General features: G+C 46.9%; 13 protein-coding genes and 1 other annotated feature. Of the genes, 7 read left to right on the forward strand and 6 right to left on the reverse strand.

Annotated features, from left to right (window positions below; genetic code table 11):
- Nucleotides 1–269: 269 nt before the first annotated feature.
- A complete protein-coding gene (locus tag ACFSB2_RS13720; RefSeq protein ID WP_377943635.1) occupies nt 270–2543 on the reverse strand; it encodes a putative Ig domain-containing protein in 2274 nt (757 codons plus the stop codon).
- 158 nt (nt 2544–2701) lie between these two features.
- Here ACFSB2_RS13720 and ACFSB2_RS13725 point away from each other — a divergent pair, with 158 nt between their 5' ends.
- The 4 genes from ACFSB2_RS13725 to ACFSB2_RS13740 all read left to right on the forward strand — a co-directional run bounded on the left by ACFSB2_RS13725 (nt 2702) and on the right by ACFSB2_RS13740 (nt 6873).
- Nucleotides 2702–3361, forward strand: coding sequence for an alpha/beta hydrolase (locus ACFSB2_RS13725; RefSeq protein WP_377943636.1), 660 nt, complete (start codon nt 2702–2704; stop codon nt 3359–3361).
- 814 nt (nt 3362–4175) lie between these two features.
- Complete coding sequence (locus tag ACFSB2_RS13730; protein ID WP_377943637.1) at nt 4176–4931, forward strand: nucleotidyltransferase domain-containing protein; 756 nt, start codon at nt 4176–4178, stop codon at nt 4929–4931.
- A gap of 312 nt (nt 4932–5243) precedes the next feature.
- Entirely contained in the window at nt 5244–5528 is a 285-nt protein-coding gene (locus ACFSB2_RS13735) for a hypothetical protein (protein ID WP_377943638.1), read from the forward strand.
- A gap of 895 nt (nt 5529–6423) precedes the next feature.
- The gene (locus ACFSB2_RS13740; RefSeq protein ID WP_377943639.1) at nt 6424–6873 is read left to right on the forward strand and encodes a hypothetical protein; all 450 of its coding nucleotides are present in this window, start codon (nt 6424–6426) and stop codon (nt 6871–6873) included.
- A gap of 334 nt (nt 6874–7207) precedes the next feature.
- Here ACFSB2_RS13740 and ACFSB2_RS13745 read toward each other — a convergent pair whose 3' ends face one another.
- The gene (locus ACFSB2_RS13745) at nt 7208–7741 is read right to left on the reverse strand and encodes a hypothetical protein (RefSeq protein ID WP_377943640.1); all 534 of its coding nucleotides are present in this window, start codon (nt 7739–7741) and stop codon (nt 7208–7210) included.
- Between the two features lie 88 nt (nt 7742–7829).
- On the opposite strand from ACFSB2_RS13745, the gene ACFSB2_RS13750 reads away from it, so the two are divergent.
- Nucleotides 7830–8285, forward strand: coding sequence for a hypothetical protein (locus ACFSB2_RS13750; protein ID WP_377943641.1), 456 nt, complete (start codon nt 7830–7832; stop codon nt 8283–8285).
- Nucleotides 8286–8374: 89 nt separating this feature from the next.
- Here the strand turns inward: ACFSB2_RS13750 and ACFSB2_RS13755 are convergent, their stop codons facing one another.
- Nucleotides 8375–8671 (reverse strand): hypothetical protein, encoded by a 297-nt coding sequence (locus ACFSB2_RS13755; RefSeq protein WP_377943642.1) that lies wholly within the window; start codon nt 8669–8671, stop codon nt 8375–8377.
- A 586-nt stretch (nt 8672–9257) separates the two neighbouring features.
- Here ACFSB2_RS13755 and ACFSB2_RS13760 point away from each other — a divergent pair.
- Both ACFSB2_RS13760 and ACFSB2_RS13765 read left to right on the forward strand, forming a co-directional pair.
- Nucleotides 9258–10046: a class I SAM-dependent methyltransferase gene (locus ACFSB2_RS13760; protein WP_377943643.1), complete on the forward strand. Its 789-nt coding sequence runs from the start codon at nt 9258–9260 to the stop codon at nt 10044–10046.
- A 186-nt stretch (nt 10047–10232) separates the two neighbouring features.
- Nucleotides 10233–10829, forward strand: a complete 597-nt coding sequence (locus ACFSB2_RS13765) for a YdcF family protein (protein ID WP_377943644.1) — start codon at nt 10233–10235, stop codon at nt 10827–10829.
- Between the two features lie 196 nt (nt 10830–11025).
- On the opposite strand, the gene ACFSB2_RS13770 is transcribed toward ACFSB2_RS13765, so the two are convergent.
- The 3 genes from ACFSB2_RS13770 to nagA all read right to left on the reverse strand — a co-directional run bounded on the left by ACFSB2_RS13770 (nt 11026) and on the right by nagA (nt 14498).
- Nucleotides 11026–11598: a nucleotidyltransferase family protein gene (locus ACFSB2_RS13770; protein ID WP_377943645.1), complete on the reverse strand. Its 573-nt coding sequence runs from the start codon at nt 11596–11598 to the stop codon at nt 11026–11028.
- Nucleotides 11595–12941, reverse strand: coding sequence for a proline--tRNA ligase (gene proS, locus ACFSB2_RS13775; RefSeq protein WP_377943646.1), 1347 nt, complete (start codon nt 12939–12941; stop codon nt 11595–11597). The genes ACFSB2_RS13770 and proS overlap by 4 nt, the downstream gene beginning before the upstream one ends.
- A gap of 48 nt (nt 12942–12989) precedes the next feature.
- Nucleotides 12990–13234, reverse strand: a binding site (T-box leader).
- An 85-nt stretch (nt 13235–13319) separates the two neighbouring features.
- Nucleotides 13320–14498, reverse strand: a complete 1179-nt coding sequence (gene nagA, locus ACFSB2_RS13780) for an N-acetylglucosamine-6-phosphate deacetylase (protein WP_377943647.1) — start codon at nt 14496–14498, stop codon at nt 13320–13322.
- Nucleotides 14499–14518 lie beyond the last annotated feature (20 nt).

Genomic DNA, 14518 nt, shown 5'->3' on the forward strand with positions numbered 1-14518 from the left:
CTATCTAGGAAGACGAACAGAAGACGTCAAATTCGACAGACACCGTAAATTTATCTAACTAAGGGATCATACCAGCTATTTTGAGAGGATCCTTATAGGCCTGTCCGATAGTCCAGCAACAGTTCTAAACCAATATTGTATATTTATGTATCGATGTATCCAATTCCTTCTAAGACATATGCGCCCTTATGCGCACCAAGATCGATCCATATATTCCCACAAAAATTGCAGGTCTCGCATTTTTCACGAGACCTGGTGGTAGTATCGGTTTAGCTATTTTGCAGAGTAACTGCCCACGTCGTGCCGTTCCATGTGCTTTGTAGCCCGACACGATTGAGTACCCGCTCCACATACCATATCGGCATGTACGTCGTAGGCCTATTGGTTGATGGGTCAATCTGTGTCTCTGTATCCACTTGTTGTACCAGTGTTCCATTCAAGTAGATGCTCGTGTTTCCAGCGCCAGCTTGGATGTTTGACAGGTCTGGCGTCATCGATGTGGTCATGTTCCAATGGTGACCGTTCCATGTGTTTTCGATCCCCATCGACTTCAGCAGTTGCATCACATACCAGATGGGCATGTAGGTCGTCTGCATTCCGCCATTATTACCTACAATAGCTGGTACATTCTGAATCTGTCCGTTCCACACGATCTCACGTTCGTTCGGCTTCGTCACGTCAATTTGGAATGTCTGTGTGGCGGTCATTCCGTTAGCATCCTTTGATTGTACCGTGATTGTTGACACACCACTCGCTGTCGGGGTGCCTGTGATCTCTCCCGTTTGGGCATCAAGGGCCAGCCCCGATGGCAAAGTTCCCTGTGTCACACTCCATGTATAGGGGGATGTTCCTCCTGTTGCATCAAGCGTTTGGTTATACGGTTGTCCAACCGTATCCGGTGTGAGACTCGTCGTCGTGATCGACGGTAATGAAGTCGGCCCATCCACCGTCAGCGTCAGTTGCCGAGTCTCGCTGAAATTGTTTGAATCGGTGACTTTCACGGTGAACGTGTACTGACCACCCAGGCCGGTAGGTGTTCCGGTGATCTGTCCTTGAGCGTTCAGCGTCAGGCCATTCGGAAGAGAACCGCTTGCGATGCTCCATCGAAACGGTTGTGTGCCACCCGAAGTTACCAATTGAGCCGAATACGGTGTGCCAACTTTGGCATCTTCCATAAAGGACACTGTGTTAATGAACGGTGGAACGGGGCCTCCTCCTACCGCAACATAGTTAAACTGATCATTCACACTCGTTGCGCTCGTTCCGCTCGGTGTTGTCACCGTCACGTCTGTTGCACCTGTTGTTCCAGCAGGTGCTGTTGCCGTAATCGACGTATCCGAGTTCACTTTGCAACTCGATGCAGGTGTGCTTCCAAAATCAACAACGGTTGCTCCCGTAAAGCCTGTCCCCGTGATCGTCACTGAAGTTCCACCTGTCGTGGGACCACTTGATGGACTCACTCCAGTAACCGTCGGTGCCCCTTGTATAACCACATTTGTCGAGGTGCTATTACTGGAATTGCTCCCATCACTAACCTTAAAAGAAATGGTTCTCGTCGATGTATTGGTTGACCCGGTTGAAAACGATATACTTCTAAGTGCAGTCTGATAATTTGCCAGTGAATCTGTACCACTAAGTGTTAGAACTCCTGTTGACAGGTTATAACTGCCTGTAATTTTACCTGTATTCACAAAATTCAGCATATCGTAACTTTGAAAACCTGAAGTGATTGAAATGGTAGCTCCGGCCAAAGTAGAACTGTCGGGGTCGGAAGTAGTCAAAGTAGGAGCAATGAATACACTAGTCCCGTCGTACGTTACAGTACTACCGTTTGTCATAACTACTGGTGGAGAAACGTAGGTAAACTGATCGTTTGCACTCGTTGCGCTCGTTCCGCCCGGTGTTGTCACCGTCACGTCTGTTGAGCCTGTTGTTCCGGCAGGTGCTGTTGCCGTAATCGACGTATCCGAGTTCACTTTGTAACTCGACGCAGGTGTGCTTCCAAAATCAACCACGGTTGCTCCCGTAAAGCCTGTCCCCGTGATCGTCACTGAAGTTCCACCTGTCGTGGGACCACTTGATGGGCTCACTCCAGTAACTGTCGGTGCACTCGCTGGAGCTGGAGTGTCGTTAGTAACCTCAAAATTAGGAAATGGTGCGTAATATTCACCATCTTGGAAATCTTCCAGATCGTTGCCCGAATAAGAGACGTAAACTGTGTCTCCATAGGAGACCGGATTCAGAATTCCAAGTGTAATGGAATCACTCGAACTCGTGTCTTCACTGGTGACTGGGTCTGATTCTCCATTAACAGTGACCGTAAAATCGCTGGGTTGACCGCCAATCGCTTCTCCACCAATTCCCAAGGTCATTTGGTTGCCGGAAACCGTCGCGCTCTCGATTGTGTTGGGGGAAAAAGTACTTGCCTGAGCTTTTGGAATTCCTGTCACTTCAGATACAGCCAAAACGCCAAGCACCAACATTACGGCAGTAGAACTCGTTACAATTCTTTTTCTTTTGCGAGTTTTCGATGATTGGATCACCCTACATTCCCCTTTAAGCTAGTGTCAATATACTGCAATACAGAAAGATAACATATTTAGATAAAAAAAGATCCATTGATGCACGTACAAATTGTTAAGATTGGCGGCATTGCTGTATGCTAGTGCAACAGAACATAAGCCCGGATTGGGAGGTACTCATGCAACGGTACGTAGAGTTGGATTTATCGGGAAAAATTTTGCGCGGAATCGAACATATGCCAGAAAACAACAAGCAACTCCCCTTGCCTATTGCAGTTATTTTACCAGGAATGGACGGCACCAAAGTTGGTCCACACCGTCTATTTACAGAACTCTCTCGTCGTTTAGCGGGCTTAGGCATTGCAAGCATTAGGTATGATTTCTTAGGTGGCGGAGATAGCGACGGTCCAACTGAGGACGTGACCCTGACTGGACAGATCTGTCAAACCATTGCCATCATTGAAAATGTTGTACACGACGTACGGTTTGACAGAGAACAATTGTATGTCATTGGATTCAGCACCGGGGGTTATGTAGCAAGTATCGCGGCGAGTCAAATCCCTTACTCTGTAAAACGACTAGTTCTCTTGAGTCCAGTCCTTAATAGTGCAGACGTTGTGAACGGGTTATTGTCAAAGGCTACGCGTGAAACTCGATATGTCGATTACTTGGGAAATCGTCTATCTGTAGAATCAATTCTGGATTGGCGCCAGCCTCGCCCCGAGTCACTCTATGGTCGGCCCGACATCTACCCTCTTGTTATAAACGGAGCTGCAGACCGACTAGTACCACCAAGCATAATTAAGCAGTTTTGCGACGACGTGTACAAAAAAATATAAGAATTGTGTAATTCCTCATGGAGATCACGCATTTCGGAGATATAACCAAAAACAGGAAGTATTATGCGTAATCGAAGAGTATTTGGTAAAAAGTGACGCAAAAAGCATATAGATCGCAAACCAGTTTACTTGCTCCTCCCAGACTTGTGCCGTTCGCAACAATGAATAGATGCAATCGCGTCTCTCAGATTTCCTTGCAGAGTCGCTATTGCAGACTTCTGTCCGATAATCCATAAAGCAAGGGGTTTTACGGCGCTTCTGATAAATATACATCATCGGTTTAAAGTCAAATACACTTCGTCTATCTGATCCTGAGTGATTCCAATGTCGCGTAACGTCCTTACCCTGTTTGATGGCCTGATACGCAAATGTTTTGCGCAGTGTATGTGTTCCCAATGCGGTCCTTTATCCCCACCGCTTTAGCGGCCCTATCTAGGGCTTTCCAAGCTTGTACCTTCTGTATTTTTCCAAGAGGCTAAAAGCGGATCAAAACGTAAATATGCAGCTCGCTTTTCTAGGTACTCCTCAATGGCTTTCCTGGAATAGTTGCTGATCGGAAAAATCTTCGCTTTTCCCGTTTTTTCTCTCGAATCGTGATTCGATCCGGCACTTTCCCTCTCTTACTTGAGAACATCCTTGATGTGCACCCGCAAAAGATCACTCACGCGCAACCCGCTGTTGATCTCCAAAACGAACAGACAGTAAAAACACTTTCACATTGAAAGTCCAAAAAAGGTAAATATCTTCTGGTGTACAAAAGTGGTGCGAACCTTTTGTACCTTTAGTGCGCCTTATAGTTAGGGAGGGATTATATATGGGTATTCGGGTCGAGGGGGAACCACCATATCCGACAACTCAAGCAGAACTGGATAAATACTGCAACCGTTTCATTCAAACCTTACAAAAGTATCTAAGGGATCGTTTGATTAGTGTTCATTTGTGTGGCAGTTGGGCACGCGGAGAAGCTAACCCACCTGTGAGTGATGTAGACTTAATGGTTGTCATCGACAAAATTGATGAACAAATTTCTGGTGCATTACAAAAAGTTTGGCAAGAGGTAAACATGGGGTGTGCTAATGTTGTTGATTTACCCGAAATCGCAGCCGCACCGACAGAATTGATGGCAATGATGTCTGACTGTCACGTCGTTCTCTTAGGCACAAACCCGTTTCCTTCTCCCACCAAGGAGAGATATGCGCAGAACCTTGCTGATGTTGCCAGTACAATGGGGTTATATGCGAGATCGCGGGAGTATTATCATTGGGAAACCAATGAGCGAAAGCTAAGGCTTCTGAAGGAGTTAAATACCAAATACATGCTTAAATGGGCTTTGAGAAATCTTGTTGCTATTCGAACAGGCACTATTCCAGTCACATACGCGGATTTGAAACGGCAGCTTCTAGGAACGGAAGAAGGTTGCCTACTGCATTGGGCTGAGAATGTGACAGATTCCGATTACACAACTGCGGAAAGTCAGTTGGAAATATCAAGCCGATTTAGCCTATTTGCTCAAAGATGGCTTGAGGAAAGTTCTTCAGTAAGAAAAAACGGGTTAAACAAGCGTACCTAAAATAAAATACATGTTCGTAGATAATTCCGATAGTAGACGTGCCACTACTTCAGAAAGGTGACGAAACACCGATTATTTGCCCTAATACAAAGGAGCGCACGGCAAACAAAGACCGAGGAAATTTCTCCTTGGTCTTTTGCTCTATCTTAGGAAGCACAATACGCCTATGTTTTATTTAGAGATCCCTTGTAGAGAAGGCACATCGCATCTTTCCGCAAAGTTATATTGTCGCTAATGATAAGCTAACGGCATATTAATTGGAGGATTGTACCAACAGATGTTGAATACAATGTTGTGAATGGGGTGACGTCTTTGAAGCACGAAAAGAGCGATACGCAAATCACCGTCAGTCTAGACAACGCTTTCAATCCTTACGAAGATAAAACGCTGACAGAAATGCAGCCTGATGCGCCTTTCGTTGATCAGCGAGAACCGTTCAATGATGTTATTAAGCATAGTGATATCATAGTGGGACATCAGCAAAATCGTACACTTTCGGATTTTCCACGACGCATCCGACCATGGGTGCGGGTTTCTGCAATCATGACCCTCGTGTTTTTAGCTGGGGGAATCCTTTGGGATATAGTGCGTTGGTAATGGGCGTTAGAAGAAAGAGACGTAACATTTGTTATTAGACATGGCCCTAGCGCCAGAGGTGTTGGGCTAACGGAGCAGCATTCCTGATTAACTTGGTTATCAAAATTTGGAGTAGTGCTACAATCGAATCATACTGGCAAAGACATCTCGTTGTAATTATAGGCACATATGAAAGAAGGATTGCTTTGAGAAGACTTTATCCAGCGTGAAATCCGAAGGAACAATGGAAAAAGCTTCGTGCGAGCGGGATGTCACGATTTATTTTAGTTCGAGGTGTACTAGGGTGGGGAATTACAACCTGGTGTATTTTTGCAATTGTTATGGGACTTAAGCTAGGTAATCAGGCCACATTAGACGTCTGGGTGGGATTTATCATTTTCTTAAATGTGGTATGCGACGTGTCGAGATGCCTCTGAATATGATTTATGGATTGCTGATTTTTGATTTAGCCTGTTCCGATCCCTTATCTGTCTCCTAGTCGGGTACGTGCTGATCAAAAACGACGCTCTACATCCATCGGTTGGCATCCGTACACAAAGAGGTTTGAGCGACCCTGCATGGAGGCTAAGAACCGAGAAGCTTGCAGGCAGATGGGATCTCCGGCTTGGCTTAGTCTGGACTATCCTGGTAGTTATTTTGTTCCTTCTTGCCCGCGATCTTTGGGTAGAGATGGCGTTTTTAGTAACGGCTTTTGCGATTGTTGTCTTGCCATTGTTTGCGTTGCGAACGAAGTGATGATGAGAACCGTCTTCTTCAGCTAAAGGGCGCGAATGTCTGAGAAGGACTCGCACCCTCCGATACATAAATATACAGTAATGATTTGGTACTGTTACTGTACCCTTGAGCAGCATTCTAAAAATATTGACGAATATGGATATGGAAAGGGGGCGTTTGTTTGAATCGCAACGGTTTGCGAGGACTCATTGTGGTGTGCGTATTGTCCTTGTGTACTAATGCCTATGTTGTTATTCGTCATTTTGCACAGCGTTCATCGAATTATAACGACATGGCAATGGTTCCATACTACCTTTCTATGGCTCTTGATTCCTACATCATCGAATTTACCAAAAAGGGAGATCCGAACGAACATTATCAACCTGGCAACCTTTCTGTGCAGATGGCATTCTCCTCGTACCAGGCATCTGAGTCGCTTTATCGTGAATATGGGTACAATACAAATGCGGCTTTGACCTTCCTTGATCAACTTCGGAACGCATCAGATGCACAAGCTTATCATGAACTGCTAAGCCTCAAATCGTATCTTCCAAACACGTTTATAAAACCCTCACAGATTCAGCCTCTGTTTAATGCAATGGCTTCAGAGTACAAGGGCATCCGCACTTAATCATTGTGGGATCAAAGGGTTCGTACGACGTAAAATGCCTTAACGGTCACTCGCCCGCTTACCATTATCAGGATATATCCCTCAATACGATCTGACATAACTTTTGTGTTTTCGAATGATACAGCCGTACTTGAATAACGACATCCTACGGCACAGTAGCGGAAATCCGTAATCATGTTCAGCAATTTATGGACGCGGAGTTTGGCCTACTTTCCAGTTCAGCAGGGCACTTATCTGAATACCATTGGAGACATCACCTGGCAAGTGTCGGGTCATCGTTGGGAAGGACAATCGGCTGATTAGCCCCAGCAAATCTTACAATTGTTTCTTCCGATTAATTGGAACTGGTGAATGTGTATAAGGGCTTCAAGAAATTTACCAAATGAGTTGGGAATGCAGGTGAACCTTTTGCATTATTCTGAACCATTATTACTGTTGAGCCCTTTATGAAATAATAATCAGTAATGTTTTTCGCAACATGGTGTATCCAATATTTCATACCAGTTGTCTTTATTTTGTCTGGCGTCCAAGACAATGATTTGATTGGTTCATCGGTGGTACTTGAATATTCACTAATGATCATCCAAGCGGATTTGATATTTGAAAACAGAGTAAAAGAGGGTTGCGATGTCATCGATTTAATCGAATAGTCCTTCGCACCTAAGCCTCCGACTGGAATATAAGCTGGAAACAATACTTGATGTGCTAATACAAAGTTCACCATTTTATTCACGGTACTTGGGGAAAAGTTATCGTTTATATTGATGGCTGCATGTTGAACATTCTTTGCATGGGAGGAACATCCACTAAGGACGCTAGTTATCATTAAAACCCTTGCAATAAGAGTCAAAGCGTGAAGTGACTTCAACAAACCTCTCTCCTTTGCTCAGATCAACTAATCTCATCCATAACTTTGGTATAGTAAAAGTACATAGGCGCCTATTTGAGGTGATTACGTGAGACGTAAACCTTTAATCTCTGTAATTTCAATCTTAGTCACTATAGGAATTTTAATATCAGTTTCATCTATTTGGAAACATAAAACTACAGAACTTTCTGCTCAAATTAAATATGATCTTGAAATTTCATCTCGGATGACAGTGAAGAACGTCAAGAAAGTTGTGAATACCGAAGCCAATCTTGGTGGCACTTATTTAGAACCAGACATCTACGGTGTGCCTACTAATCCTGGAACAGGTATGTTGCGCTATTATTTAGACGATAAACTCCACAGAACATTGAATGTACCATATCAACTAATAACGGCTAACATATATTCTCAGGCAAATCCTAGTACTCATTCAGTAATTGCGTATACCTCATCCACTGTTAAAGTACCGATTTTGTTCGGCATAAACACGCAAATCACAGAGAAGTATCAATTTCCTGACCCAGTGAAAAAATTAAAGTAGAAAATCATTCAGTTCCATTAAAGTCCATCATTATTTCGACAAAACGCAGCCCATAAGTAAAATAGATCCAATCAACCGCCGAAGGATGCCTATTTATTCTGTATCTTTGCCTTTATATACTTTCCATTTGGATAATCGTATTCGAGCGCAATTTCATCATTGGGTTTATGCCCAGGAACACGAAACACCTTTACTTTGCCAGGCTTTTGTGTAAAACCCAACTGCGTCCCTACAGTTTTTATCCACCCCTCCGTGCCATAAGTGCGACCGTTCCACTGTACTTGTGATGGTACACCGTATCCCAGACTCGTATGTGTGGTTTGACCACATCCTGTAACTGATGCAAATGTAATCAAGATAAATCCAACCATCAAAATTCGTTTCACAATGTCACCCTCCCTGTACTTTAACTGACGGACGATAATTCCGATTCGTTACAGGGGAGCGCCATAAAAGCAGTAATGTTGGACGATCCGGGAGCTCTTCTCTTTAAACAGAGGCTGGATGAACACATAATAAAAACCACTCGTCGAATGGAGTGGTTATTCTTTACGGAATATGTAGCCAATTTAACCAAAGGTGCACTTCTTACTCACCTACAATAGTAGGATAACTCTTTATAAAATATAAGTCTACACTTTTTTCAATTTACATGGAAAAATTGTCCCACAGAGGCGCGGGATCAATAAACGATTGAGCGCTTCGCCCGTGTATCTCATACCGTCAAAGTGGGAGGTCATGAAATGTCGCAAGAAGAGCAAATCCCATCGTTGTTCAACTTAGTGGCTGATAAGGTTGCCGTTAACCTAACACAACTCACTCCCTGACCCTATTTTCCCATTAAGAGGCTAGTGATTACCACGAAAGAGGAAGAGTGATCTAGCGTTTCTGCTCTCATGGAAAAAGTGTTTGACAATTCATCGGAATGTGAGTTAGTCCAGTTTGCATCACCATTTTTAGGAGGTAATGTGTATGCAAGAGCATTTGTCCCGTGCAAACAAAACCGCGTGGGAAACGAAGGCCTATCAAGCTTGGGTTCATGAATTTGGAGCGCCAAATCAGCTTGCCAAGGAACTTAAGCAAAACCTAACACATACTCTACGTTATTGGCTGAAGTACATTGGTGATCCAGCAGGCAAACGAGTGCTGAATCTCCTTGGCTCCCATGGTCGTAAAGCTATTTCTTTAGCTCTGATGGGAGCTGATGTAACTGTAGTCGATATATCCGAGGAAAATCGAACATACGCTACACAGGTGGCTGAAGCCGCAGGTGTACAGTTGAATTACATTTGTTCTGATGCCTTGAATATACCCAACGAGGACATGTTGGGGCATTTCGATATCGTGTTAATGGAATTTGGTATCCTTCACTACTTCACAGACCTCAATGCTATTTTTTCAGTGGTTAATCGGAGATTGAGTACAAATGGTCGTTATCTCCTCACCGATTTCCATCCTTTTGCCAAAGCATGGAGAAGCACGAACCTTCTCAAACACCCGACTGGTAATTACTTTGATGATACCATTCATGAAGAACAAGTTGCGTTTGCTCAGTTACTCCCCATTGAAGAACGGTCTGGCTTAAATCCGACTGTGACACGAAGTTGGACTGTAGGGGATATTATTACTTCAATTGCATCTCAAGGAATGTTCATACGGACATTTGAGGAAATACGAAACGCCCAAGACCCCACATTTCCTGAGTTTTATACGATTGTTGCTGACAAAACTGATGCGCATTTGCCTCCATTACACCTCTGACAGGTAAATAGCATCTTTCCGGAAAATTATATTTCTAGCGATCACACTCATCATTCAAACGTGTTGTGTCGCTCCGTCGTAGATTAAGTTAACGGAGCAGTAATCTCCAATATTCACTATACAAATTTTGTTGGTAAAATCTTCACAAATTGTTGTTACTCTGAGTTTGTATTGGAGGCTCGCAGTATGAAGATTTCAGAGTTGGACGTGGAGAATCTGTCAGTCGACCAAATATCCCGGTTACTTTTCGGCTTATCAGATGATGGTGAGCAAGGCGACTGCATTTTCGTATTCGGCAGTAAAAACGGGTATGAATACCGTGTTCCTAAAGCGGTCGAACTGTACAATGCAGGTCGGGCTAAAAAAATCCTGTTTTCTGGCGGTGCGACGTGGGGAGATCAGTCCGAGCCAGAAGCTATCGCAATGAAGCGTGCCGCGGTTGCTCTTGGAGTAGACGCAGAGGATATCCTCACTGAAACAGAGTCCAAACACACAAAAGAGAATGTACTAGCCTCATTGCTAACGTTGGACAGGGAATTTCAGTTGCAGTCAGTTAGGAGACTGCTTGTTGTTACCACAACTTTTCACATGCGAAGATGCTATCTTGCATTGAATACCTTTATGCCGCATTGGATTCAGTATAGTCTCTGTTCTGTGGATGATCGAACCACCAGGTCAGATAACTGGTGGCTGAATCCCAAGGGGTTGGATAGGGCACGGAACGAGGCACGGAAAGTGATTGAATACGTTCAAATCGGCGCCTTGATCGATGATGAGTTTTAGATAGGCGTATCGCTAAGCGGTTTAGTAGCAATTTTTCATGAATGTTCGGCGTGATCGAATTAGCTGGCGATGCTGCCCGCAACAATCTTCATCGTGATCGCGCTCCCTTCCTGAAACGCTGTATTCAAAATGATGCTGCTCAAATACGCAAAAGGATCCCCTCACAAAAATCACATATATATATGCACATCGCCCTTTATAGAATCATTTTCACTTTGGGCCACTTCTTGAGCGGCTCCTTCGCGCGTATTCGCTCCTGGAATATCTCGTTAGTTATTCTTCGGGGGTTTCGTCGCAATATCATATGGAACAAATCATCCAAACCGTAAGGGGCCACTACTGCAAATTCATCGTTTTCTAAATGCCTCACTGCGACACAGGTGGCTGGTTCCGGCCATGTTGCAATCGCATCTGCCGATGAAACCAGCGGTTCGACGGGATATCCAAATACCCGCTCGTACCACAAATGCACGGCGGCCTGGTTCTTTGCTTCCCATGGAACATCGGGCATAATCCTTTGCAATTGGGACTGGACCGCCAAGTCGCGGCGCGGCGTTAAATCCGCTTCATCGAAAAACGCGACATCCACGTCTTTTATTGGCGTTGGTATAAGGTAATCATGCAGATGGTCCCAGACAATGTTCCGAATGATACCGCCTCCAACCAACCAATCGGGTGGATCACAGGTTCGAACGGCGCTTAGGACTTTCATGAACCAGTCATTTTGGCTGAGAATACAAATTAATTTTGAATGCTGATTGGCAGTCAATGCGCTATCTCCTTATCACTCATCATCGCGGCGAACAAGCGCGCCCATTCTGCACTGTCCCCTATCGTCGCCAAAGGCACATACACCTGCCGCCCATTGGCGCGCTGGCGCAATTCCACCCGCCCCTCCTCCAGCGTTCGTTGACTCACCGTGATGCGCACTGGCATCCCCAGCAAATCCGCATCTTTCAACTTACTGCCCGCAGCGACCGCCCGGTCATCAAATAACACGTGACGCGCCCCCAGTGTCTGGTAGATGCGTTCGGCGGTTTCCTTGATGCGCGCATCCGCGCCAATGACCGCCAAGTGATACGGATAAGGCGCGACACTTTCTGGCCAGACAATGCCGTTTTCGTCGTGATGCTGCTGAATCAAACAGGCGAGCACCCTTGTGATGCCAATGCCATAGCACCCCATCACAAGCGGCGCAACGCGGCCATCCGCCGCGGTAAAGTTCGCTTGCAACGCACTGCTGTACTTTATCCCCAACTTAAAGATGTTGCCCACTTCAATCCCCCGCACACGCTGCAACAGCGCCCCACAACGGACACAGTGATATGCGTCGTCCACTTCTCCTTCATCGACGCGGGACGGATTTTGCGCCATCTCGCCACTACCCAATGCCCGCCTGCCCACTGCCACTTCGCGATTGGCGGCATAGTCACAGGTCGGGCAAAGTAGGAGTGTGTCTTCGCCATCCGCGTCAAGAAACATAAATTCATGCGCCTCGCCGCCACCCATCATCCCGGTGTCCGACTCCACCGCGAGGACATCAAGTCCGCAGCGCTGGTAAAACCGCTCATACGCTGCAAGCACCTGGGCATAATGGCTGTTCAAGTCTTCCGTCGTCTCGTGAAAGCTGTAGGCATCTTTCATCAAGAACTCCCGCAGGCGCACCAGTCCGCCCCGCGGCCGCGCCTCGTCGCGGAACTTGGTTTGGAGTTGATAAATTATCAACGGCAGTTGACGGTATGAATGGACGATATTTCGCACCAATTCCGTCGCAGCCTCCTCGTGGGTGAGCGCCAACACCATCTCTTGTTGGTTTCTGTCCGCAAAGCGCACCAATGACGCATCCACCGCCTCATACCGACCGGATGCCCGCCACAGGGCTGCCGGCTGCACAACTGGCAACAGGACTTCTTGGCCACCTATTTCACTCATCGTTTCGCGCGCGATGTCCGCAATCCGGTGCAGCACCTGCGTCGCTAAAGGCGTCAAACTGTAGATGCCAGCGGAAAGTTGGTGGACAAGGCCGGATCGAACCAGAAGCTGATGGCTTGTAAGCTGCGCGTCCGCAGGCGCATGTTTCTCCGTTTTCACAAGCAGCGTTGACATTCGCATGTTGAACACCTCTCATTTTCGCCTGAACATAAACAAGACCCCGCCCTATGAAAGGACGGGGTCAACCCGTGGTACCACCTTTGTTCGTCGTCACCAGGACGACATCTCAGCGCCTTCGCGTGCTCACACCTTTGAGCAGCGACGGCTTGCCTTCAGATAACGGGAGGCGTCCGGGCGATTCATCATCGCCAGTTCCAGGGTGGGTTCACACGCGCTGGACGACCGACATTTCACCATGCTGTCAGCTCTCTGCACATCTCTTCGCGTGTTACTAGCCCCTTCACAACCTATTTCGATGGTCCGCAATTTTGTGATTATAGGCAATATACGCACCTTGGCGTATTCTGTCAACTGGCAAACGCCATTTTCATTTTGCCATCAGCGCGCGTAAACCGTATTGCCGCCGATGATGGTGCGCATGACCTGCAGCGATTCGTCCAATAACACCAAATCCGCGTCTTTCCCCACTTCGATGCCGCCCTTGCGGTCACTTACACCCAGTTCACGGGCTGGTGTATCCGAAGCCATTTGCACGGCGGCCAGCATATCCACACCCACACGGCTGACCATCGTTTTCACCGCATTATTCATCGTCAACGTGCTGCCTGCCAAATTATGCCCCTCGGTCAAAAGCGCCACGCCATCCGTCACAGTGACATCCAAGCCGCCCAGTCGATAATGGCCATCCGGCTGACCAGCTGCCGTCATTGCATCGGTGATCAACACCACTTTGCCAGGCCCTTTCGTTTTGACCACCAGCTTCATCACTTCCGGTTGCACATGGTGGCCATCGGCAATCAGTTCACAAACCACCGCATCAGACAATAGGCAGCCACCGACCGCCCCGCCTTCGCGATGGTGCAGGCCGCGCATGCCGTTGAACAGGTGCGTTGCATGTGTCGCGCCAGCTTCAACCCCAGCTTGAATCTCCGCCATCGTCGCGTTTGTGTGGCCCATGGACGAGATGATGCCGTTTTCCGACAACCAGCGAATGACGCGGAGCGCATCCGGCCGTTCCGGCGCGATGGTCACTTTGCGAATCAGACCAGGCGCAACATTGGCGAGACGCTTCATCACATCGAGGTTCGGTTCCAATACATAATCCGGGTTTTGCGCGCCACGCCGCTCCATGTCGATAAACGGCCCTTCCAAGTGCAAGCCGAGGATGGTCGCGCCGAGGTATCCCTCGTTCCGAACCGTATCAACGCTGGCAATGGACTTGGCCAGATGGTCCACAGGCGCGGTCAGCGTGGTCGGCAGCCAAGATGTGGTGCCGTGCTTGGCGTGAAACTGGCCAATGGTGCGGATGGACGATGCTTGTCCATCCATAACGTCCGCGCCGTTGCCACCATGAACGTGGATATCGATAAAGCCAGGCACCAACCATGCCCCATTTGCGTCAATCACTTCATCCGCCACAGCCAACGCCTCTGCCGATTGCGCAACTGCGCTGACAACCCCATTTTCGACCTTCACCCATCCATCTTCGATCACGCCGTACGGCGTCACAACACGCGCTCCTCGAATGACCATTGACCCTGTGCTCATCGCGCTCATACGCATTCCATCTCCTCACT

Source organism: Alicyclobacillus fodiniaquatilis (genome assembly GCF_042678105.1).
In the GTDB taxonomy this organism is placed as follows: Bacteria; Bacillota; Bacilli; order Alicyclobacillales; family Alicyclobacillaceae; genus Alicyclobacillus; species Alicyclobacillus fodiniaquatilis.

What these genes read in the sequence shown, in the direction of transcription:
- ACFSB2_RS13725 (WP_377943636.1), top strand. Translation starts at nt 2,702, where the DNA reads ATGCAACGGTACGTAGAGTTGGATTTATCGGGAAAAATTTTGCGCGGA.
- ACFSB2_RS13730 (WP_377943637.1), top strand. Translation starts at nt 4,176, where the DNA reads ATGGGTATTCGGGTCGAGGGGGAACCACCATATCCGACAACTCAAGCA.
- ACFSB2_RS13760 (WP_377943643.1), top strand. Translation starts at nt 9,258, where the DNA reads ATGCAAGAGCATTTGTCCCGTGCAAACAAAACCGCGTGGGAAACGAAG.
- ACFSB2_RS13765 (WP_377943644.1), top strand. Translation starts at nt 10,233, where the DNA reads ATGAAGATTTCAGAGTTGGACGTGGAGAATCTGTCAGTCGACCAAATA.
- proS (WP_377943646.1), bottom strand. Translation starts at nt 12,941, where the DNA reads ATGCGAATGTCAACGCTGCTTGTGAAAACGGAGAAACATGCGCCTGCG.
- nagA (WP_377943647.1), bottom strand. Translation starts at nt 14,498, where the DNA reads ATGAGCGCGATGAGCACAGGGTCAATGGTCATTCGAGGAGCGCGTGTT.